This window comes from Pseudomonas sp. SJZ078 (assembly GCF_007828255.1).
Lineage (GTDB): Bacteria > Pseudomonadota > Gammaproteobacteria > Pseudomonadales > Pseudomonadaceae > Aquipseudomonas.
The window spans coordinates 106,419-127,428 of record NZ_VIUG01000015.1 but is presented as its reverse complement, the minus strand read 5'-3'; the positions used below and the strand labels follow the sequence as shown (position 1 = coordinate 127,428).

Below are 21,010 nucleotides of genomic sequence, written 5' to 3'. Positions count from 1 at the left end.
AGCTTGCCCGAGTGGTATTCGCTCTGTTGAAGAACCAGAGCGAATATTTACCAAAAGGCATTTAGGGGCTAGCCCTGCACCATAGAATCTCCCACAGGTGGATCGCATACATCCAGGCCAGCAAGAATGGTCACCGCACGCCCCAACCGACCCGCTACAGTTGGCAAGCCCGTCTTCCCCACGGATAATGCCCAGTTTTTCCACCAGCGCATCGAAGCGCCGCCGCGCCTGCGGTTGAAAGAGAAGACCATGAAAGACACCATTCGCCAGCTCATCCAGCAAGCCATCACCCAACTCGTCGCTGAAGGTGTGTTGCCAGAAGGCCTGTCGCCGGCGATTCAGGTCGAAAATACCCGCGACAAGACCCACGGCGACTTCGCCAGCAACATCGCGATGATGCTGGCCAAGCCGGCCGGCATGAAACCACGGGACCTGGCCGAGAAGATCATCGCCGCGCTACCGGCTGACGAAAACGTCACCAAGGCAGACATCGCCGGCCCCGGGTTCATCAACTTTTTCCAGAACACCCAGGCCCTGGCCTCGCGCCTGGACGCTGCCCTGGCCGATGAACGCCTCGGCGTACGCAAGGCCGGCCCGTTGCAGCGCACCGTGGTCGACCTGTCCGCGCCGAACCTCGCCAAGGAAATGCACGTCGGCCACCTGCGCTCGACCATCATTGGCGATGGCGTGGCCCGGGTCCTGGAATTCCTCGGCGACACCGTGATCCGACAGAACCACGTCGGCGACTGGGGCACCCAGTTCGGCATGCTGATGGCCTATCTGCAGGAAAACCCGATTACCAGCGACGAACTGTCGGACCTGGAGAATTTCTACCGCGCCGCCAAGCAACGCTTCGATGAATCGCCGGAGTTCGCCGACCGCGCCCGCGGCCTGGTGGTCAAGCTGCAGGCCGGCGATGCCGAATGCATGGCCCTGTGGACCAGGTTCAAGGACATCTCCCTGTCCCACTGCCAGAAAATCTACGAGTTGCTGAACGTCAAGCTGACCATGGCCGACGTGATGGGCGAAAGTGCCTACAACGACGACCTGATCAACGTGGTCAACGACCTTCGGGCCAAGGGCATGCTGGTAGAGAGCAATGGCGCCCAGTGCGTGTTCCTCGACCAGTTCAAGACCGCCGACGGCGAACCGCTGCCGGTGATCATCGTCAAGGCCGACGGCGGCTACCTCTACGCCACCACCGACCTGGCGGCCGTGCGCTATCGCAACGGCGTGCTGAAGGCGGATCGGGTCCTGTACTTCGTCGACCAGCGCCAGGCCCTGCACTTCCAGCAAGTGTTCGAAGTGGCCCGCCTGGCCGGCTTCGTGCCGCGCCCGATGGAAATGGAGCACATGGGCTTCGGCACCATGAACGGCGCCGATGGCCGTCCGTTCAAGACCCGCGACGGCGGCACCGTGAAGCTGATTGACCTGCTGACCGAGGCCCAGGAACGTGCTTACACCTTGGTCAAGGGCAAGAACCCGGACCTGGCCGAGGAAGAGCTGCGCCAGATCGCCAAGGTCGTGGGCATCGACGCGGTGAAATACGCCGACCTGTCCAAGCACCGCACCAGTGACTACAGCTTCAACTTCGACCTGATGCTCAATTTCGAAGGCAATACCGCGCCGTACCTGCTGTATGCGTACACCCGCGTGGCCGGTGTGTTCCGCAAGCTTGGCAAAAGCTTCGAGGAAGTGGAGGGCCGGATTGTCCTGCAGGCCGCTCACGAACAGGAACTGGCCGCGCGGCTGGCGCAGTTCGGCGAAGTGCTGAACAACGTCGCCGACAAGGGCACACCCCACACCCTGTGCGCCTATCTGTATGACGTGGCCGGGCTGTTCTCCAGCTTCTACGAGAACTGCCCGATCCTCAGCGCCGACACCCCGGAGCAAATGCAGAGCCGCCTGCGCCTCGCCGCGCTGACCGGACGCACACTCAAGCAAGGCCTGGAACTGCTGGGCCTGGAAACGCTGGAGCGCATGTAAGTTGGCCGCCAAGAAAAAACCTGCACCCAAACGCGGCGCCAGTCGTTACCAGCCCCCGGCCAAGAAACCGATTCCGGGCTGGTTGTGGATGGCGATCGGCCTGAGCGTCGGCGCCTTCATCGTGTTTCTGATGAAACTGGAGCCGGGCCAGGGCGATGACGTCAAGCGTGTCAAGCAAGAGCAGCAGAAAGCCACACGCATCGCCGAGGCCAACAAGACCCCGCCGAGCCCGGCGCAACCGGTGAAGCCGAAATACGACTTCTATACCCTGCTGCCGGAATCGGAAGTCATCGTGCCGCCCGATGCGGTACCGGAAAAGACCCTGCCGACGCCACAAGTGCCCGCCACGCCGGTCACCCCGGCCGAAGCCGCGAAGATCGACACTGCCCGCGCCCAGGCCGCCCTGGCTGGGATCACGCCGCCACCGGCGCCACCGGTGCAGAAAGCTGCACCGGTGACGAAGTTCTTCCTGCAGGCCGGCTCGTTCCGCAAGGAAGCCGACGCCGATAAGGTCCGGGCGCAGATCATCCTGCAGGGCCAATCCGTGTCGGTGGAGTCCGGAACCGTGAAGGACGAAACCTGGTACAGAGTCATGGTCGGTCCGTTCAGCAACCGCGAGGAACTGACCAAGGCGCAGAAACAACTGGCCAGCAGCGGCTTCAGCAACCTGTTGTTACAACAACGCCAGAGCCGCTAGTGGCTTACTGATCGTTCCCACGCTCCGCGTGGGAACGCCTCAGGGGACGCTCCGCGTCCAGTGACGCGGAGCGTCACGGGCTGCATGCCCACGCGGAGCGTGGGAACGATCAGTACAAACGGCCAGATGCCGCTCGTCCCCTACCCCACCCCACAGTTGAAAAACCCCACGCCACCCCCATATGAGTTTTCATCCGGGCATTTTCGCCCCGCTGCGTGGAGACTCTTCCCTTGACCACCATCGTTTCAGTCCGCCGTCACGGCAAAGTCGTCATGGGCGGTGACGGCCAGGTTTCACTGGGCAATACCGTGATGAAAGGCAATGCGAAGAAAGTCCGCCGCCTATATCACGGCCAGGTCATCGCCGGCTTCGCCGGGGCCACTGCCGACGCGTTTACCCTGTTCGAACGTTTCGAAGGTCAGCTGGAAAAACACCAGGGCCATCTGATCCGTGCCGCCGTGGAACTGGCCAAGGAATGGCGCACCGACCGCTCCCTCAGCCGCCTCGAAGCCATGCTCGCGGTCGCCAACAAGGACGCCTCGCTGATCATCACTGGCAACGGTGATGTGGTCGAGCCCGAAGATGGCCTGATCGCCATGGGGTCCGGAGGCGCCTACGCCCAGGCCGCCGCCAGTGCCCTGCTGAAAAAGACCGAGCTGTCGGCCCGTGAAATCGTCGAGACCGCCCTGGGCATCGCCGCCGATATCTGCGTCTTCACCAACCACACCCAAACCATTGAGGAGCAGGATCTCGCGGAATGAAGCCCGTACCCCGGCTCATTCTTGCTTGAGGACCGCCAATTACTATGTCCATGACTCCCCGCGAAATCGTCCACGAACTCAACCGCCACATTATCGGCCAGGACGATGCCAAGCGCGCCGTCGCCATCGCCCTGCGTAACCGCTGGCGGCGGATGCAACTGCCCGAAGAGCTGCGCGTCGAAGTGACCCCCAAGAACATCCTGATGATCGGCCCGACCGGTGTCGGTAAAACCGAGATCGCCCGGCGCCTGGCGAAACTCGCCAACGCACCGTTCATCAAGGTCGAGGCCACCAAGTTCACCGAAGTCGGCTATGTCGGCCGTGACGTCGAGTCGATCATCCGCGACCTGGCCGACGCGGCTATCAAGCTGCTACGCGAACAGGAAATCACCAAGGTCCGCCACCGCGCCGAAGACGCGGCCGAAGAACGCATCCTCGATGCCCTGTTGCCACCGGCGCGCATGGGCTTCAATGCCGATTCCGCCGCGACCCAGGACTCCAACACCCGCCAGCTGTTCCGCAAACGCCTGCGCGAAGGCCAGTTGGACGACAAGGAAATCGAGATCGAGGTGGCCGAAATGGCCGGCGTCGATATTTCCGCGCCGCCAGGCATGGAAGAGATGACCAACCAGCTGCAGAACCTGTTCGCCAACATGGGCAAGGGCAAGAAGAAAAGCCGCAAGCTCAAGGTCAAGGAAGCGCTGAAACTGGTGCGCGATGAAGAAGCCAGCCGTCTGGTCAACGAGGAAGAATTGAAGGCCAAGGCCCTGGAAGCCGTCGAACAGCACGGCATCGTGTTCATCGACGAAATCGACAAGGTTGCCAAGCGCGGTAATGTCGGCGGTGCCGACGTCTCCCGTGAGGGCGTGCAACGGGACCTGCTGCCACTGATCGAAGGTTGTACGGTCAACACCAAGCTGGGCATGGTCAAAACCGACCACATCCTGTTCATCGCCTCCGGTGCGTTCCACCTGAGCAAGCCCAGTGACCTGGTGCCGGAACTGCAAGGTCGCCTACCGATCCGCGTGGAGCTCAAGGCACTGTCGCCGGAAGACTTCGAACGCATCCTGAGCGAGCCCCATGCCTCCCTGACCGAACAATACTGCGCGCTGCTCAAGACCGAAGGCCTGAACATCGAGTTCACGCCCGAAGGCATCAAGCGCCTGGCGCAGATTGCCTGGCAGGTCAACGAGAAGACCGAGAACATCGGTGCTCGCCGCCTGCACACGCTGCTTGAGCGCCTGCTCGAGGAAGTGTCGTTCAGCGCCGGCGACCTGGCGAGCAAACACGACGAAGCACCGATCCTCATCGACGCCGAGTACGTCAACAGCCACCTGGGTGAATTGGCGCAGAACGAAGATCTGTCGCGGTATATCCTCTGAAGCTGTGAGCCTCGAGCTGCAAGCTGCAAGTCGGTTAGCTCCCGCTTGTAGCTTGTAGCTTGTAGCTTGTAGCTTGTAGCTTGTAGCTTGTAGCTTTAAGCTGCTTTCATGACCAAACTCCCCAGCGCCATCAACCTGCACAAAGCCTCGAAGACCCTGACGCTGAAATACGCGCCGGACGAGGAGTACCACCTGCCCGCTGAATTCCTGCGGGTGCATTCGCCTTCCGCCGAGGTCCAGGGCCACGGCAAGCCCATCCTGCAGTACGGCAAGCTCAACGTCGGTTTGTCCAAGATCGAACCCGCCGGCCAGTACGCACTGAAACTGACCTTCGACGACGGTCATGACAGTGGCCTGTTCACCTGGGAGTACCTGTACCAGTTGGCCGTGCGCCAGGACGAACTGTGGAACGATTATCTTGCCGAGCTCAAGGCCGCCGGAAAAACCCGCGACCCCAGTGAGTCCGTCGTCAAGCTGATGCTCTAGCTCAAGGGTTGGCGCGTTAGGGCGAACTTTCTAGATTCATCTGCTTGAATGTCCGCCCGGCAAGGTCAATGACTGGCCTGCTTGCGAAAAAAATTAAACTCGGGTAACCAATGGAGCTGGCAAGTTCCCTGCAAAGGAACCTGCGAGTTCCCTTGCACATGTTTCCTCATTGGCCACGATGCGGAATTAACGGTCACCCGAGCAGCGTACCTGGTATTGGCTGTGTGGCGTCATGGCACGGCCCCGGTACTCGTCTGACAATGGAGCGTCGTAGATGAGCAACAAGAACAACGATGACCTGAAGTACCAGGCCTCGGAAAATACCCTGGGGTTGAATCCTGTCGTCGGCTTGCGCAGAAAAGACCTGCTGGCCTCTGCTCGCATGGTGCTGACCCAGACCCTCAAGCAACCGCTGCACAGTGCCAGGCATGTGGCCCATTTCGGTGCCGAACTCAAGAACGTCCTGTTTGGCAAGTCCGCGCTGCAACCCGCCGCCGATGACCGCCGCTTCAACGATCCGGCGTGGAGCCAGAACCCGCTCTACAAGCGCTACATGCAGACCTACCTGGCCTGGCGCAAGGAACTGCACGCCTGGATCGATGACAGCAATCTGCCTCCCCAGGACATCAGCCGTGGGCATTTCGTGATCAACCTGATGACCGAGGCCATGTCACCGACCAACTCGGCGGCCAACCCGGCGGCGGTCAAACGCTTCTTCGAAACCGGCGGCAAAAGCCTGCTGGACGGCCTGTCCCACCTGGCCAAGGACCTGGTACACAACGGCGGAATGCCGAGCCAGGTGGATATGGGCGCGTTCGAAGTCGGCAAGAGCCTGGGCGTGACCGAAGGCGCCGTGGTGTTTCGCAACGATGTGCTGGAGCTGATCCAGTACCGCCCCATCACCGAGCAGGTCCATGAACGGCCGCTGCTGGTGGTCCCGCCGCAGATCAACAAGTTCTACGTATTCGACCTGAGCCCGGACAAGAGCCTGGCGCGCTTCTGCCTGCGCAGCAATGTGCAGACCTTCATCATCAGCTGGCGCAATCCCACCAAGGAGCAGCGCGAATGGGGCCTGTCGACCTACATCGAGGCGCTCAAGGAAGCGGTGGACGTGGTCACGGCCATCACCGGCAGCAAGGACGTGAACATGCTGGGGGCCTGCTCGGGTGGCATCACCTGCACCGCGCTGCTGGGCCATTACGCCGCGCTCGGCGAGAAGAAAGTCAATGCCCTGACCCTGTTGGTAAGCGTGCTCGACACTACCCTGGACACCGATGTTGCGCTGTTCGTCGACGAGCAGACCCTCGAAGCCGCCAAGCGTCATTCCTACCAGGCGGGTGTGCTCGAAGGCCGCGACATGGCGAAGGTCTTCGCCTGGATGCGCCCCAACGACCTGATCTGGAACTATTGGGTCAACAACTACCTGCTGGGCAACGAGCCACCGGTATTCGACATCCTCTTCTGGAACAACGACACCACGAGGCTTCCGGCGGCGTTCCACGGCGATCTCATCGAAATGTTCAAGACCAACCCGTTGACGCGGCCCAATGCACTGGAAGTGTGCGGCACACCGATCGATCTCAAGCAGGTCACCGCCGACATCTTTGCCCTCGCGGGCACCAACGATCACATCACGCCGTGGAAGTCCTGCTACAAGTCGGCGCAACTGTTCGGCGGCAAAGTGGATTTCGTGCTATCGAGCAGCGGTCATATCCAGAGCATCCTCAACCCGCCGGGCAACCCCAAGTCGCGCTACATGACCAGTGAAGACATGCCCGCCAAGGCCGAGGACTGGCAGGAAAACTCAACCAAGCACACCGACTCCTGGTGGCTGCACTGGCAAGCCTGGCAGGCCGAGCGCTCGGGCAAACTGAAAAAGGCGCCTACCGTGCTGGGCAACAAGACCTACGTGGCAGGTGAAGCGGCGCCCGGTACTTACGTGCATGAACGATAGCTGCAAGTTGCAAGCCCCAAGCTGCAAGCGGCCTGATCTGCCGCCTGTAGCTTGCAGCTTGCAGCTCATAACTTGTCGCTCCCTCTCTCTTAGGGCTTGAAGCATGCCGCAACCGTACATCTTCCGTACCGTCGATCTGGATGGCCAGACCTTGCGCACCGCGGTACGCCCAGGCAAGCCTCACTTGACGCCCTTGCTGATTTTCAACGGCATCGGCGCCAACCTGGAGCTGGTGTTCCCGTTCATCGAGGCCCTGGACCCGGACCTGGAAGTCATCGCCTTCGACGTGCCCGGCGTCGGCGGTTCATCGACACCCAGCCGTCCCTATCGCTTTCCCGGCCTGGCAAAGCTTGCCGCGCGCATGCTCGATTACCTCGACTACGGGCAGGTCAGCGTGGTCGGTGTGTCTTGGGGCGGTGCCCTGGCCCAGCAGTTCGCCCACGATTACCCGGAGCGCTGCAAGAAGCTGATATTGGCGGCCACGGCCGCCGGAGCGGTGATGGTGCCGGGCAAGCCGAAAGTCCTGTGGATGATGGCCAGCCCCCGGCGCTACGTGCAGCCCTCCCATGTGCTGCGCATCGCGCCGCTGATCTATGGCGGCTCGTTCCGCCGCGACCCGAGCCTGGCGACGAGCCATGCGGCCCGGGTCCGCTCGGCGGGCAAGCTCGGGTATTACTGGCAACTGTTTGCCGGCCTGGGCTGGACCAGTATCCACTGGCTGCACAAGATCCATCAGCCGACCCTGATCCTGGCCGGCGACGACGATCCGCTGATTCCATTGATCAACATGCGCATGCTGGCCTGGCGCATTCCCAACTCCCAGTTGCACATCATTGATGACGGCCACCTCTTCCTGATCACCAGGGCCGAGGCCGTGGCGCCCATCATCATGAAATTCCTGGAAGAGGAACGTCAGCGTGCGGTCATGCATCCGCGCCCTACGCCGCAGGGTAGCGGCTGACAGCTTCATCGCGCCCGGCAGGAAGCCGGAACGCGCAACTTCCGAAACAGCGACTATGTTGTCTGGTTCGGTGTGTTTGTTTTTAGCCTGATGATGAAGGAGTTGACTCATGCGCGACAAACCGGCGAAGGGTTCCACGCCAGCCCCTGCCAGCTTCATCAGTGTGCAAAGTGCGGTCACCGGCCTGCGCGGCAAGGACCTGTTGTCCACCTTGCGCGACGTTGCCGCCTACGGTTTGCGCAATCCGGTGAACAGTGCCCGCCACGCGTTGAAGTTTGGCGGCCAATTGGGCCGTGTGCTGCTGGGGGAAACCCTGCACCCGACCAATCCCAAGGATAAGCGCTTCGCCGATCCCACCTGGGAGCTCAACCCCTTCTACCGTCGCGGCCTGCAGGCCTACCTGGCCTGGCAGAAACAGGTCAGGAGCTGGATCGACGATTGCGACATGACCCCTGATGATCATGCACGCGCGCACTTCGCCTTCTCCTTGCTCAACGACGCCATGGCGCCCTCGAACACCTTGCTCAACCCGCTGGCGGTCAAGGAGTTCTTCAACTCCGGCGGCACCAGCCTGATCCGCGGCATCAGTCACCTGGTCGACGACCTGCTGCACAACGATGGAATGCCGCGGCAGATCACGCCCCATGCCTTCGAGGTCGGCAAGACCCTGGCAATCACGCCCGGTGCGGTGGTGTTCCGCAATGAACTGCTGGAGCTGATCCAATACCGCCCCATGAGCGAAAAACAATACGCCAAGCCGTTGCTGATCGTGCCGCCGCAGATCAACAAGTTCTACGTTTTCGACCTGACCCCTTCCAACAGCGTCGTCCAATACGCCCTGAAGAATGGCCTGCAGGTGTTCATCATCAGTTGGCGCAACCCGGACGTGCGCCACCGCGAATGGGGCCTGTCCAGCTACGTGGAGGCCACCGAAGAAGCCATGAACGTCTGCCGGGCGATCACCGGCGCCCGCGAGGTCAACCTGATGGGCGCCTGTGCCGGCGGCACGACCATCGCTGCCCTGCAGGGCCATCTGCAAGCCAAACGCCAACTGCGCCGGGTCGCCAGCGCTACGTACCTGGTGAGCCTGCTGGACTGCGAGATCGACAGCGCGGCCACCCTGTTCCTCGACGAGCAGGCCCTCGAAGCCGCCAAGCGCCGGTCCTACCAGAAAGGCATCCTCGATGGCCGTGACATGGCCCGGGTATTCGCCTGGATGCGGCCCAACGACCTGGTGTGGAACTACTTCATCAATAACTACCTGCTGGGCAAGGAGCCGCCAGCCTTTGACATCCTCTACTGGAACAACGACTCCACCCGACTGCCGGCGGCCTATCACGGCGAGCTGCTGGATCTCTTCAAGCACAACCCACTGACCCGCCCCGGGGCGCTGGAAGTGTGCGGCACGCCGATCGACCTGCAGAAGGTGACGGTGGACAGCTTCAGCGTGGCCGGTATAAACGACCACATCACCCCGTGGGACGCGGTGTATCGTTCGACGCTGCTATTAGGAGGTGAGCGACGCTTCGTGCTCTCCAACAGCGGCCATATCCAGAGCATCATCAACCCACCGGGCAACCCCAAGGCCAATTACGTCGAGAACCCGCAACTGAGCGGCGACCCACGGGCCTGGTACTACGACGGCAAGCATGTCGATGGCAGCTGGTGGCCTCAGTGGCTGGACTGGATTCAGGCGCGCTCCGGTACCCGACGTGAAACCCAGATGGCCCTGGGCAATGCCAAATACCCACCGCTGGAGGCCGCGCCCGGAACCTATGTACGCGTGCGCTGAAGCGCTCACTCCACGGTCGAGCCCTCGGCCGTGGCACGACTCCATCATTAAGACAACCGGATGAAAACCCGCGACCGCATCCTTGAATGCGCCCTGCATCTGTTCAATGAAAAGGGCGAACCGAACGTCTCTACCCTGGAGATTGCCAATGAAATGGGCATCAGCCCCGGCAATCTCTATTACCACTTCCATGGCAAGGAACCCCTTGTCCTTGGGCTGTTCGAGCGCTTCCAGGCAGAATTGTCACCGCTGCTGGATCCCCCCGCCGACGCACAACTGGCACCGGAAGATTACTGGCTGTTCCTGCACCTGATTGTCGAACGCCTGGCCCAGTACCGGTTCCTGTTCCAGGACCTGTCGAACCTGGCCGGGCGCCTACCGAAACTGGCCAAGGGTATCCGCCAGTTGCTCAATGCCCTGAAGCGGACCCTGGCGTCCCTGCTGGCGCAACTCAAATCCCAGGGATTCCTGGTCAGCGGTACCCAGGCCTTGGGGCAATTGGTGGAACAGATCACCCTGACGTTGCTGTTCTCGCTGGACTACCAGCGGATCCTTGATCGCGAAGGGGAGGGCCGGCTGGTGGTCTATCAGATCATGATGCTGGTGGCCCCGCATCTGCTGCCGGCGGCCAAGGTAGCGACCGAACGATTGGCGTTGCGGTATCTGGAAGACCACGAATAACAAACTGTGGGAGCGGGCTTGCTCGCGAAAGCGATATCTCAGCCGACATCATAGTGACTGGAACACCGCCTTCGCGAGCAAGCCCGCTCCCACAAGGGTCTTTTGCTACCCATCAAAAAACGCCCGACCTTTGCAGGCCGGGCGTTTTCTTGTGTGCCCTGAAAAATCAGGACTGACTGGTAAGCGTCGATGGAGCTGGCGCTGGAGTCGGGTTGACCACCGGGGTCGGCGCCGAGACGGAATTTGCCGTACTCGTCGGGGTAGCCGGATTTGCGACGGCTGCCGGTGCCTTGGGTGCAGCTGCTTTTGGCGCTGCCGCTTTCTTCACGGCAGGCTTCTTCGCGGCGGCAGGCTTGGCTGCCGCTTTTGTTGCCGGCTTGGCCGCTGCCTTGACTGCTGGCTTGGCCGCCGGCTTCGCTGCCGGTTTGGCCGCCGCGGTTTTTGCCGCAGGTTTCGCCGCAGCCTTGGCGGCAGGCTTGGCTGCCGCTTTGGCCGCTACCGGCTTGGCCGCCGCCTTGACTGCAGGCTTGGCCGCAGCGGTTTTTGCCACAGGCTTGGCCGCGGCTTTCACCGCAGGTTTGGCGACGGTTTTTGCCGCTGCCTTGACCAATGGCTTGGCTGCTGTTTTGGTGGCCGGCTTGGCCGCTGCAGTCTTGGCCGCCACCGGTGCGACCTTGGCGCCGGTGAGTTTTTCGATCTGCTTGGTCAGGGTGTCGACCTTGCTGTGCAGTGCCTTGACTTCATTGCGGCTTGGCACGCCCAGGCGGGAGATCGCGCTGTTCAGGCGCTTGTCGAAAGCTCCTTCCAGTTCGTCCCACTTGCCCAGTGCACGATCCTTCACGCCGCTCATTCGCGACTTGGCGGACTCGGCAGAGTCCTTGGCCGCATCGACTTGTTTGCCGACCGCCGTCTTGGTGAGTTTTTCGGCCTTCTCGCCGTCCTTAACCAGGGACTCGAAGAGTTTGCTGCCGTCAGTGTCGATCTTCGAGTACACGCCTAAACCAGCAAGCCAGATTTTGCGGGAATATTTTTCAATCTTCCCGGCCCACGAGCTGCTTTCTTTTTCAGTTGTTTTTTTGCCAGCCATCCCGTTCTCCTTAATGTTTACGCGTCACACGTTCGAGCAGTGCCGTCAGCTCATCGAGCTTGGCAGAGAGTGCCTCAACGTCATGTTTAGACGGAATGCCGATACGATTCAAGGCACTTGCAACACGGGCGTCGAATACCTTCTCGACTTTATCGAGTTGTATTTCGACCCGGGCCTTGAACGTATTGACGTCGGCCCTGGCTTCAATCAGTTCGCTGTTGGCCGCTTCAAGTTTTCCGGCAATGTTCTTTTTACCTTTGGTTTCAACGACTTCACCAGCCTTGACCAACTCCTGGAAGTACTCGCTGCCTTCCTGGCCGACCTTGGTGTAGGCGCCCAGGCCCGCCAGCCAGATCTTGCGCGCGTACGTTTTTACGCCGCCGAGCGTGGAAGATTCAACGTCGGTTTTTTTCTTCAGAATAACTTTGGCCATGGTGCACCTCACTTGAAAACAGGTTGGAGGAACTGCCCGCATGCGCACGGGCTCAGGCACAAAGTAGGGAGAATAATTAGAAACGGCACCCTAACAACTGACACAACACTGAAGGCGATGACTTCATGTGGGAGCGGGCTTGCTCGCGAATGCGGTGGACCATTCACTATTGATGTCGACTGATCCACCGCTTTCGCGAGCAAGCCCGCTCCCACAGGAGTAGGTAGTGAACCTGGATGTGTTCCACCCCACACTTTCGATCGATCAAGCCAATGCCTTATCCAACGCCTTTTCGATTTCCGTCTTGATCATTCCGCTCATGGCCGACATCAACAGACCCAGCTTCACGTCGACGCGAATCAAGTCCTCGCCAACGTCCACCGTGCCCTCGACTCCGGAACCCTTGAACTCCAGCGTGTCGCCGACCCATTGCGGCTTCAGGCCATAACTGTCGGATAATTTCTGCGCCAACTGGTCGGCCTTCGCGCGGGCCGCTTCCTTGCCCAGGTCATGGGTACGCTCAACACTGATTTTGGCCATTCGCTGACTCCTGTTATATCGACAATTGCCCGGACTACGTCAAAACGTCCCGGCGGTGGTTCATCTTACCTTCAGCCTTGCCAAGACAAAGCCCTCCACCGGGATTAGAATGTCCCGCATTCTTTTTTGGTGACAGCGATATGACTGATCAGCGCAAAGGCAGCGATGCCGAACCCACCACTCACTTCGGCTTCAAGAACGTGCCGGAAAGCCAGAAGGCGGAAAAAGTCGCTGAGGTTTTCCACTCGGTAGCCGCCAAATATGACTTGATGAACGATCTGCTCTCCGGCGGCATGCACCGCCTCTGGAAGCGCTTCGCAATCGAGTTGTCGGGCGTGCGCAGCGGCAACCGCGTGCTGGACATCGCCGGCGGTACGGGCGACCTGACGAAGAAATTCTCCCACATCGTAGGCCCGACCGGCCATGTGGTGCTGGCCGACATCAACGAATCCATGCTCAAGGTCGGGCGCGACCGCCTGTTGGACCTGGGTGTCGCCGGCAATGTCGAGTTCGTCCAGGCCGACGCTGAGAAACTGCCGTTCCCGGACAACCATTTCGATTGCGTGACCATCGCCTTCGGCCTGCGCAACGTCACCCACAAGGAAGATGCCCTGCGCTCGATGCTGCGGGTGCTCAAGCCCGGTGGTCGCCTGCTGGTGCTGGAGTTCTCCAAGCCCACCAACGCGCTGATGTCCAAGGCCTACGACGCCTACTCGTTCGCCTTCATGCCGCTGATGGGCAAGCTGATCACCAACGATGCGGAAAGTTATCGCTACCTGGCCGAATCGATCCGCATGCACCCGGACCAGGAGACCCTGAAGTCGATGATGGTCGAAGCCGGTTTCGACCGCGTGACCTACCACAACATGACCTCAGGTATCGTGGCCCTGCACCGCGGAATCAAACCCTGATGTTGTTCGCCGGCCTGCTCGCCAGCGTCGAACTCGGCATCAACCGGGTATTGCGCCTGGACAGCACGGCGCTGGCGCGCCTGGCACATCTGGGCGGCAAGGTGATTGCCGTCGACTGCCGCAGCCCGGCGCTGCAGTTGTTTATCCTGCCCAGCGACGAAGGCCTGATGCTCGCCTCTCATTGGGAAGCCGAGGCGGATTGCACCCTGCGCGCCCCGGCCTCGAGCTTGTTGAACCTGGCCTTGAGCAAGGACAAGACTGCGGTGCTGCACAGCCCCGACGTCGAACTCGAAGGCGACAGCGGTGTGCTGCTGGACCTCGCGGCCATCCTGCAGGATCTGGAGCTGGACTGGGAATATGAGCTGTCTCGCTGGCTCGGCCCGGTGGCCACCCAGTTGATCAGCGGCCATTTGCGCAGTCATACGCGCTGGTATCGGCAGGGGTTCGCCACCCTGGGGCAGAATCTGAGTGAATACCTGGCCGAAGAATCGCGTACGCTCGTAGGCAAACGCGAAGCCGAAGCCCGTTTTAGTGAACTGGACCGGATCAAACTTGATCTGGAACGTCTCGAGGCGCGTTTCGAGCGCCTTTCCCGATCCCTTGAAACCAAGCGATAACGCATGAAGCTGCTTGCCGTCCGCCGTTTGTTGCGCATCCAGCGCGTCGTGATCCGTTACCGCCTCGATGACCTGCTGTTCGCCCTGCCACTGCCCTGGTTTCTGCTGGCACTGCGCTTCGCGCTGCCGTGGCGCTGGTTCCCCCGGCGAACGCTGGACCTGAGTCGCGGCGCCCGCCTGCGCCTGGCCTTGCAGGACCTGGGGCCGATCTTCATCAAGTTCGGGCAGATCCTCTCGACCCGCCGCGATCTGCTGCCCGAAGACATCGCCGATGAGTTGATGCTGCTGCAGGACCGTGTGCCACCGTTCGACTCCAGACTGTCTGTGGCCTTGATCGAGGAACAACTGGGCAGGAAGATCAACGAAGTCTTCAGCCGTTTCGATGTCGAGCCCCTGGCTTCGGCCTCCGTGGCTCAGGTTCACGCCGCACAGCTCAAGAGTGGCGAAGAAGTGGTGGTCAAGGTCATTCGCCCAGGCCTCAAGCCGGTCATCGCCCAGGACCTGGCGTGGCTGTTCATCCTTGCCCGCGCCGCCGAGCGACTGTCCGCCGATGCACGCCTGCTGCACCCGGTCGACGTGGTGCTGGATTACGAGAAGACCATCTACGACGAACTCGACCTGCTGCGCGAGGCCGCCAACGCCAGCCAGTTGCGCCGCAACTTCGAAGGCTCGCCGTTGCTGTATGTGCCGCAGGTCTATTGGGACTGGTGCCGGCCCAAGGTCCTGGTGATGGAGCGCATCTACGGCATCCAGGTCACCGACCTGGCAACCCTGGCCGACCAGCGTACCGACATGAAGATGCTCGCCGAGCGCGGAGTGGAAATCTTTTTCACCCAGGTGTTCCGCGACAGCTTCTTCCACGCCGACATGCACCCCGGCAACATCTTCGTCAGCACCGTGCAGCCGTGGAGCCCGCAATACATCGCTATCGACTGTGGCATCGTCGGCAGCCTGACGCCCGAAGACCAGGATTACCTGGCCCGCAACCTGTTCGCGTTCTTCAAGCGCGACTACCGTCGCGTCGCGCAACTGCACATCGATTCAGGCTGGGTGCCGGCCGAGACCAAGCTCAACGAATTCGAAGCGGCGATCCGCACCGTGTGCGAGCCGATCTTCGAAAAACCGTTAAAAGATATTTCCTTCGGCCAGGTGCTGATGCGCCTGTTCCAGACCGCGCGTCGCTTCAACATGGAGGTTCAGCCGCAGCTGGTGCTGTTGCAGAAAACCCTGCTGAACATCGAGGGCCTGGGTCGCCAGTTGTACCCGGACCTGGACCTGTGGAACACCGCCCAGCCCTTCCTCGAACGCTGGATGCGCGAGCGCGTCAGCCCCAAGGCCCTGCTGGGCAATGTGCAGAGCCAGTTCGAGCAGATCCCGCACCTGGCCAATATGACCCGGGACCTGCTCGAACGCATGTCCCAGCCCCACGCCCAGGACCCCGCACCGCCATGGAAACGCCGCAATGACGACTGGTTGCTGCGCCTGCTCGGCGCTGCGCATCTGGGTGGCGGCGCGGTACTGGCGGCCGGCGGACCGTTGAGCGAACTGGGGCATTGGCCCGCCGCCGTGATGGTGATCGTCGGTTTGTATCTGGTCGTTCGTCGATAGCCAGCACCGGTTCGCACTGGCACACTGTTTCAACGCTGGGCCCACCGACTTGAGGTGCAAGGCCCATGGTCGGAGTCGAAGATGAAAAACTGGCAGGACGAAATCAAATGGGACGCTGAAGGCCTGGTGCCGGCCATCGCCCAGGATCACAAAACCGGGCGCGTGCTGATGATGGCCTGGATGAACCGCGAAGCCCTGGCCCTGACCGCCAGCGAGAACCGCGCCATCTATTGGTCACGTTCCCGTGGCAAGCTGTGGCGCAAGGGCGAAGAGTCCGGCCACGTGCAGCATCTGCATGAAATGCGCCTGGACTGCGATGGCGACGTCATCATCCTGATGGTCGAACAGATCGGAGAAATCGCCTGTCACACCGGCCGTCAAAGCTGCTTCTATCGCGTCTTCGAGAACGGCGACTGGAAAACCGTCGATCCGGTGCTCAAGGACCCGCATGCCATTTATTCAGGACATACCCATGAGTGATACCCTGACCCGCCTGGCCCAGGTGCTGGAAGAGCGCAAAGGCGCAGCGGCCGACAGTTCCTATGTCGCGAGCCTGTACCACAAGGGCCTGAACAAGATTCTGGAGAAAGTCGGCGAGGAATCGGTCGAGACCATCATCGCCGCCAAGGACGCCGCTGTCAGCGGTGACTGCAGCGACGTGATCTACGAGACCGCCGATCTGTGGTTCCACAGCCTGGTCATGCTGGCTCAACTGGGGCAGCACCCGCAGGCTGTACTGGATGAACTGGACCGTCGCTTCGGTCTGTCCGGGCATGTCGAGAAAGCCTCGCGCCCGTCCGCCTGATCAATTATCGAGAGGAATAGCCACATGGGTATTTTTGACTGGAAACACTGGATCGTCATCCTGGTTGTCGTGGTGCTGGTATTCGGGACCAAGAAGTTGAAGAACCTGGGTACCGATGTCGGCGAATCGATCAAGGGCTTTCGCAAGGCCATGAATGACGACGAGAAACCGGCCGATCCGACGGCAGCCCCTGCCCAGCCTGCGCAACCGGCCCCACCCGTACAGCCTCAGGCCACGCAGCCTGTGAGTACACCGCACACCATCGATGTGCAGGCACAGAAAGTCGAAGAGCCGACCCGTAAAGACCCGTGAGCACTGACTAATGTTTGGGATCAGCTTCACTGAACTGCTGCTCGTCGGCCTCGTCGCCCTGCTGGTGCTGGGCCCCGAGCGCCTGCCGGGTGCTGCGCGCACCGCCGGTCTCTGGATCGGGCGCCTGAAGCGCAGCTTCAATGCGATCAAACAGGAAGTCGAGCGTGAAATCGGTGCCGACGAGATCCGTCGGCAACTTCACAACGAACACATCCTGTCCCTGGAGCAGGAGGCGCGGAAAATCCTCGCACCGACCCAGCAGGAGCCGACGCCGGTCCAGCCCCCGGCCGAACAGGCAACGGCGTCCCCGGTACCGGTGGACGAACCCGCAGCGGTACCGGCCGAGTCAGTCAAACCGGCAGCGACAGCCCCAACGGCGCCGACACCAGCCCCCCACGACCCAACACAGCCACCGCGAGCATCATGAGCAATATCCCAGAGAACGATCAGCCGATGCCGCTGGTATCGCACCTCACCGAGTTGCGCACCCGCCTGCTGCGTTGCGTGGCGGCGATTTTCATCATCTTCGCCGGGCTGTTCGCCTTCACCCAGCAGATCTACACCTTCGTCTCCACGCCCCTGCGCCAATATCTGCCGGCGGGCGCGACCATGATCGCCACCGACGTGTCGTCGCCGTTCCTGACCCCGCTGAAGCTGACGATGATGGTCTCGCTGTTCCTGGCGATTCCGGTGATCCTGCACCAGATCTGGGGCTTCATCGCACCGGGCCTGTACAAGCATGAAAAACGCATCGCCGTGCCGCTGCTGGTTTCCAGCATCCTGCTGTTCTACACCGGCATGGCCTTCGCCTATTTCCTGGTGTTCCCGCTGATCTTCAAGTTCTTCGCCGCCGCCACCCCGGCCGGCGTGGAGATGATGACCGACATCACCAGCTACCTGGATTTCGTCATGACGCTGTTCTTCGCCTTCGGCGTGGCATTCGAAATTCCCGTGGCGGTGGTGTTGCTGGTGTGGATCGGTGTGGTCGATGTCGCATACCTGAAGAAGATCCGTCCGTACGTGATCATCGGTTGCTTCGTGGTCGGCATGATCCTCACCCCGCCGGACATCTTCTCCCAGACCCTGCTGGCGGTACCGATGTGGTTGCTGTTCGAGATCGGCGTGCTGTTCGGCGGCCTGGTGCGTAAACGTAGCGAAGAGCCGGAAGCTGAAACGGCCGACGATCACAACGACCAGCCGCCTGCGACCCAACCGTGAACCTGCTGCTGCTCGAAGAGGCCGATTTCGTTGGTCCTGACCGGGTCGTCCTGAGCGATCGCCGGCTGACCCATATGCAGGAAGTCCACCGCAGCGCCGTCGGCGACAGCCTGCGGGTCGGGTGCGTCGGCGGATTGATGGGCACGGCCCAGGTACTGCGCCTGGAAGCTCGCGAAGCCGAACTGCAAGTAACCCTCGACCAGCCGCCACCGGCCAAGCTGCCGCTGACACTGGTACTGGCCCTGCCGCGGCCGAAGATGCTCCGGCGGGTGTTCCAGACCATCGCCACCATGGGCGTGCCCCGTGTGGTACTGGTCAACAGCTATCGCGTCGAGAAGAGCTTCTGGCAGACACCCTTCCTTGAGCCCGAGGCCATTCGCGAACAACTGATCCTCGGCCTGGAACAGGCGCGGGACAGTGTGCTGCCGGAGATCATCATCGAAAAACGCTTCAAGCCCTTCGTTGAAGATCGCTTGCCGGCCATCGTCAGTGGCACCCTGGGCCTGGTCGGTCACCCTGGCGACCACCCGCCCTGCCCACGGGCATTGACGGAACCGGTCACCCTGGCGATTGGCCCCGAAGGCGGTTGGATTCCCTACGAGATCGACCTGCTGGGCAAGGCCGGCCTGCAACCGGTGCAGCTTGGCGAACGAATCCTGCGGGTCGAGACCGCCGTTACGGCATTGCTCGCAAGGCTGTTCTGATCCCCTCGCCGCAAAAGTCCTTCAGATTCTGCCCAAGCTGCCGATATAGCTCCCCATAAAACCAATTGGTCCCTCAAGGGAGTATCAGCATGTTCCGGTGGTTTGCCCAGGCTCTGGGAAACGTAAGCGTCAATCGCAAACTCGGCTTCGGCTTCGGCCTGGTGCTGTTTCTCACTTTGATGATCGCCTTCACCGGTTGGTCCGGCTTGGGCAACGTCATCAGTCGGGGCGACAAGCTGGGATTCATTGCCAGCCTGAACGACTTGAGCAAGGACTTGAGCCTGGCCAGCATCGACTACAACGCCACGCGGGGCGAGAAAGGGCCACAACAGGTCAACGATCTGCTGGGCAAGCTTGAGGCCGGGCTGAAGGATGCTCGCCAGTTGCTCGAACAGCCGGCCGATGTGGCCATGATCGACAAGCAATTGGCCGCCGTGACCGAATACAAAAGCGCCTTTGCCGGAATGACCCGCGCCACCGTCAACCGCGAAGATGCCCGCAGTAAACTCGGCGCCAGCGCCGACAACGCCGTGGCCCGGGTCGCCGAGGTAGAACAGTCACTGTTGCAAGGCGGCGACGTCACCCTGTTCAACAGCGCGGTAACCCTGAGCAAAGCAGTTCAGCAAGCGCGTTACCAGGTTCGCGGCTACACCTATAGCGGCAAGAGCGAAGCCCAGCAGCCAGCCCTGGAAGCCATCGATACCGTGCTCAAGCTGCTGGCACGCCTGCCGGACCAACTGCCCCAGGAACATGCCGCCAATCTGCAACAGGCTAGCGATTCGTTCAATCTGTACCGCGCGGCGGTCGCCCAGTTCCGTGACTCGCAGATCGAGAACGGCGCCGCCCTCCAGCGCATGACCGAGCAAGGCCAGGTGCTGATCGACTCCAGCCAGAAGCTGACCGTGTCCCAGACAGCCAAGCGTGACCACGACGTCGCCCAGGCCAAGACCGTCCTGATCGTTGCCGCCGCGCTGGCCCTGTTGTTCGGCGTCATTGCCGCCCTGCTCATCACCCGGCAGATCGTTGTCCCGCTCGGCCAGACCCTCCAGGTCGCCGAACGGGTAGCCGCCGGCGACCTGAGCCACAACCTGACCTCCGAGCGTCGCGACGAAATGGGCCAACTGCAACGCGCCATGCAAAGCATGACCGTGAGCCTGCGGCAATTGATCGGTGGCATCAGCGAAGGTGTCACCCAGATCGCCAGCGCCGCCGAACAGCTTTCAGCCGTGACCGAGCAGACCAGCGCCGGGGTCAACAGTCAGAAGGTCGAGACCGATCAAGTGGCTACCGCCATGCACGAAATGACCGCCACGGTGCAGGAAGTGGCGCGCAACGCCGAAGAAGCCTCCGAGGCTGCCGTTGCCGCCGACCAGCAGGCCCGCGAGGGTGAGCGAGTGGTTGGCGAAGCCATCGCCCAGATCGAGCGCCTGGCCGAGGAAGTGGGCCACTCCACCAACGCCATGAGCGATTTGAAGCGCGAGAGTGACAAAATCGGCAGCGTCCTGGACGTGATCAAGTCTGTCGCCCAGCAGACCAACCTGTTGGCTCTCAACGCCGCCATCGAGGCCGCGCGGGCCGGTGAAGCCGGGCGTGGTTTCGCCGTGGTCGCCGACGAAGTCCGCAGCCTGGCCCAGCGCACTCAGAAGTCCACCGAGGAGATCGAGGAACTGATCGTTGGCCTGCAAAACGGTACCGAACAGGTCGCGACCATCATGGACAACAGCCGCGGCCTGACCGACAGCAGCGTCGAACTCACCCGCCGGGCTGGTGGTTCGCTGGAGAACATCACCCGCACGGTCTCGGCCATCCAGTCGATGAACCAGCAGATCGCCGCCGCGGCCGAGCAGCAGAGCGCCACCGCCGAAGAGATCAACCGCAGCGTATTGAACGTGCGCGACGTCTCCGAACAAACCTCCGCCGCCAGCGAACAGACCGCCAGTTCCAGTGCCGAGCTGGCACGTCTCGGCGTTCATTTGCAGACGCTGGTGGGGCGCTTCAAGGTCTAAGCGCTCAAAAACGACTACAAGAAACCCGAGGCGGGAGCGCTTGCTCTCGCCTGGGCAAGCCGGCTACGC

Annotated in this window: 21 protein-coding genes and 1 pseudogene; 19 read left to right on the top strand and 3 right to left on the bottom strand. The window is 61.6% G+C overall.

Annotation, left to right across the window (positions count from 1 at the left end; translation table 11 throughout):
• Positions 1 to 249: 249 nt before the first annotated feature.
• From argS to FBY02_RS15460, 9 genes are all read left to right on the top strand, one after another.
• A complete protein-coding gene (gene argS, locus FBY02_RS15500) occupies positions 250 to 1,986 on the top strand; it encodes an arginine--tRNA ligase (protein ID WP_144928947.1) in 1,737 nt (578 codons plus the stop codon).
• Between the two features lies 1 nt (position 1,987).
• A complete protein-coding gene (locus tag FBY02_RS15495) occupies positions 1,988 to 2,683 on the top strand; it encodes an SPOR domain-containing protein (RefSeq protein ID WP_144928945.1) in 696 nt (231 codons plus the stop codon).
• 230 nt (positions 2,684 to 2,913) lie between these two features.
• The gene (gene hslV, locus FBY02_RS15490) at positions 2,914 to 3,444 is read left to right on the top strand and encodes an ATP-dependent protease subunit HslV (protein ID WP_144928943.1); all 531 of its coding nucleotides are present in this window, start codon (positions 2,914 to 2,916) and stop codon (positions 3,442 to 3,444) included.
• A gap of 44 nt (positions 3,445 to 3,488) precedes the next feature.
• Positions 3,489 to 4,826: an ATP-dependent protease ATPase subunit HslU gene (gene hslU, locus FBY02_RS15485; RefSeq protein ID WP_144928941.1), complete on the top strand. Its 1,338-nt coding sequence runs from the start codon at positions 3,489 to 3,491 to the stop codon at positions 4,824 to 4,826.
• Between the two features lie 108 nt (positions 4,827 to 4,934).
• Positions 4,935 to 5,312: a gamma-butyrobetaine hydroxylase-like domain-containing protein gene (locus FBY02_RS15480; protein WP_144928939.1), complete on the top strand. Its 378-nt coding sequence runs from the start codon at positions 4,935 to 4,937 to the stop codon at positions 5,310 to 5,312.
• Between the two features lie 274 nt (positions 5,313 to 5,586).
• Positions 5,587 to 7,266: a class II poly(R)-hydroxyalkanoic acid synthase gene (gene phaC, locus FBY02_RS15475; protein ID WP_144928937.1), complete on the top strand. Its 1,680-nt coding sequence runs from the start codon at positions 5,587 to 5,589 to the stop codon at positions 7,264 to 7,266.
• Between the two features lie 103 nt (positions 7,267 to 7,369).
• Positions 7,370 to 8,227 carry a poly(3-hydroxyalkanoate) depolymerase gene (phaZ, locus tag FBY02_RS15470; RefSeq protein ID WP_047699728.1) on the top strand — a complete coding sequence of 286 codons (858 nt, stop codon included), beginning with the start codon at positions 7,370 to 7,372 and terminating at the stop codon, positions 8,225 to 8,227.
• 109 nt (positions 8,228 to 8,336) lie between these two features.
• Positions 8,337 to 10,019, top strand: a complete 1,683-nt coding sequence (phaC, locus tag FBY02_RS15465; protein WP_144928935.1) for a class II poly(R)-hydroxyalkanoic acid synthase — start codon at positions 8,337 to 8,339, stop codon at positions 10,017 to 10,019.
• Between the two features lie 60 nt (positions 10,020 to 10,079).
• Positions 10,080 to 10,700, top strand: coding sequence for a TetR/AcrR family transcriptional regulator (locus tag FBY02_RS15460; protein ID WP_144928933.1), 621 nt, complete (start codon positions 10,080 to 10,082; stop codon positions 10,698 to 10,700).
• A 166-nt stretch (positions 10,701 to 10,866) separates the two neighbouring features.
• On the opposite strand, the gene FBY02_RS15455 is transcribed toward FBY02_RS15460, so the two are convergent.
• The 3 genes from FBY02_RS15455 to FBY02_RS15440 all read right to left on the bottom strand — a co-directional run bounded on the left by FBY02_RS15455 (position 10,867) and on the right by FBY02_RS15440 (position 12,760).
• Positions 10,867 to 11,787 carry a phasin family protein gene (locus tag FBY02_RS15455; protein ID WP_144928931.1) on the bottom strand — a complete coding sequence of 307 codons (921 nt, stop codon included), beginning with the start codon at positions 11,785 to 11,787 and terminating at the stop codon, positions 10,867 to 10,869.
• Positions 11,788 to 11,797: 10 nt separating this feature from the next.
• On the bottom strand, positions 11,798 to 12,220 hold the full coding sequence (locus tag FBY02_RS15450) for a phasin family protein (RefSeq protein ID WP_144928929.1): 423 nt from the start codon (positions 12,218 to 12,220) through the stop codon (positions 11,798 to 11,800).
• 264 nt (positions 12,221 to 12,484) lie between these two features.
• A complete protein-coding gene (locus FBY02_RS15440) occupies positions 12,485 to 12,760 on the bottom strand; it encodes a polyhydroxyalkanoic acid system family protein (RefSeq protein ID WP_041024755.1) in 276 nt (91 codons plus the stop codon).
• A 140-nt stretch (positions 12,761 to 12,900) separates the two neighbouring features.
• Here FBY02_RS15440 and ubiE point away from each other — a divergent pair, with 140 nt between their 5' ends.
• The 10 genes and pseudogenes from ubiE to FBY02_RS15390 all read left to right on the top strand — a co-directional run bounded on the left by ubiE (position 12,901) and on the right by FBY02_RS15390 (position 20,941).
• Positions 12,901 to 13,671: a bifunctional demethylmenaquinone methyltransferase/2-methoxy-6-polyprenyl-1,4-benzoquinol methylase UbiE gene (ubiE, locus tag FBY02_RS15435; protein WP_024779926.1), complete on the top strand. Its 771-nt coding sequence runs from the start codon at positions 12,901 to 12,903 to the stop codon at positions 13,669 to 13,671.
• Positions 13,671 to 14,295, top strand: a pseudogene (locus FBY02_RS15430) (SCP2 domain-containing protein). The gene ubiE and the pseudogene FBY02_RS15430 overlap by 1 nt, the downstream one beginning before the upstream one ends.
• On the top strand, positions 14,292 to 15,896 hold the full coding sequence (ubiB, locus tag FBY02_RS15425; RefSeq protein ID WP_144928925.1) for a ubiquinone biosynthesis regulatory protein kinase UbiB: 1,605 nt from the start codon (positions 14,292 to 14,294) through the stop codon (positions 15,894 to 15,896). The pseudogene FBY02_RS15430 and the gene ubiB overlap by 4 nt, the downstream one beginning before the upstream one ends.
• 81 nt (positions 15,897 to 15,977) lie before the next feature.
• Positions 15,978 to 16,376 carry a phosphoribosyl-AMP cyclohydrolase gene (gene hisI / locus FBY02_RS15420; protein WP_144928923.1) on the top strand — a complete coding sequence of 133 codons (399 nt, stop codon included), beginning with the start codon at positions 15,978 to 15,980 and terminating at the stop codon, positions 16,374 to 16,376.
• Positions 16,369 to 16,701, top strand: coding sequence for a phosphoribosyl-ATP diphosphatase (locus tag FBY02_RS15415; RefSeq protein WP_047699744.1), 333 nt, complete (start codon positions 16,369 to 16,371; stop codon positions 16,699 to 16,701). Before hisI ends, FBY02_RS15415 begins: the two co-directional genes overlap by 8 nt.
• 24 nt (positions 16,702 to 16,725) lie before the next feature.
• The gene (locus tag FBY02_RS15410) at positions 16,726 to 17,013 is read left to right on the top strand and encodes a twin-arginine translocase TatA/TatE family subunit (protein WP_144928921.1); all 288 of its coding nucleotides are present in this window, start codon (positions 16,726 to 16,728) and stop codon (positions 17,011 to 17,013) included.
• Between the two features lie 10 nt (positions 17,014 to 17,023).
• On the top strand, positions 17,024 to 17,440 hold the full coding sequence (gene tatB, locus FBY02_RS15405) for a Sec-independent protein translocase protein TatB (protein WP_144928919.1): 417 nt from the start codon (positions 17,024 to 17,026) through the stop codon (positions 17,438 to 17,440).
• Positions 17,437 to 18,231, top strand: coding sequence for a twin-arginine translocase subunit TatC (tatC, locus tag FBY02_RS15400; RefSeq protein WP_144928917.1), 795 nt, complete (start codon positions 17,437 to 17,439; stop codon positions 18,229 to 18,231). Before tatB ends, tatC begins: the two co-directional genes overlap by 4 nt.
• Positions 18,228 to 18,935, top strand: coding sequence for a 16S rRNA (uracil(1498)-N(3))-methyltransferase (locus FBY02_RS15395; RefSeq protein WP_144928915.1), 708 nt, complete (start codon positions 18,228 to 18,230; stop codon positions 18,933 to 18,935). The genes tatC and FBY02_RS15395 overlap by 4 nt, the downstream gene beginning before the upstream one ends.
• Before the next feature lie 89 nt (positions 18,936 to 19,024).
• Positions 19,025 to 20,941, top strand: a complete 1,917-nt coding sequence (locus FBY02_RS15390; protein ID WP_144928913.1) for a methyl-accepting chemotaxis protein — start codon at positions 19,025 to 19,027, stop codon at positions 20,939 to 20,941.
• The last annotated feature ends 69 nt before the right edge of the window (positions 20,942 to 21,010 follow it).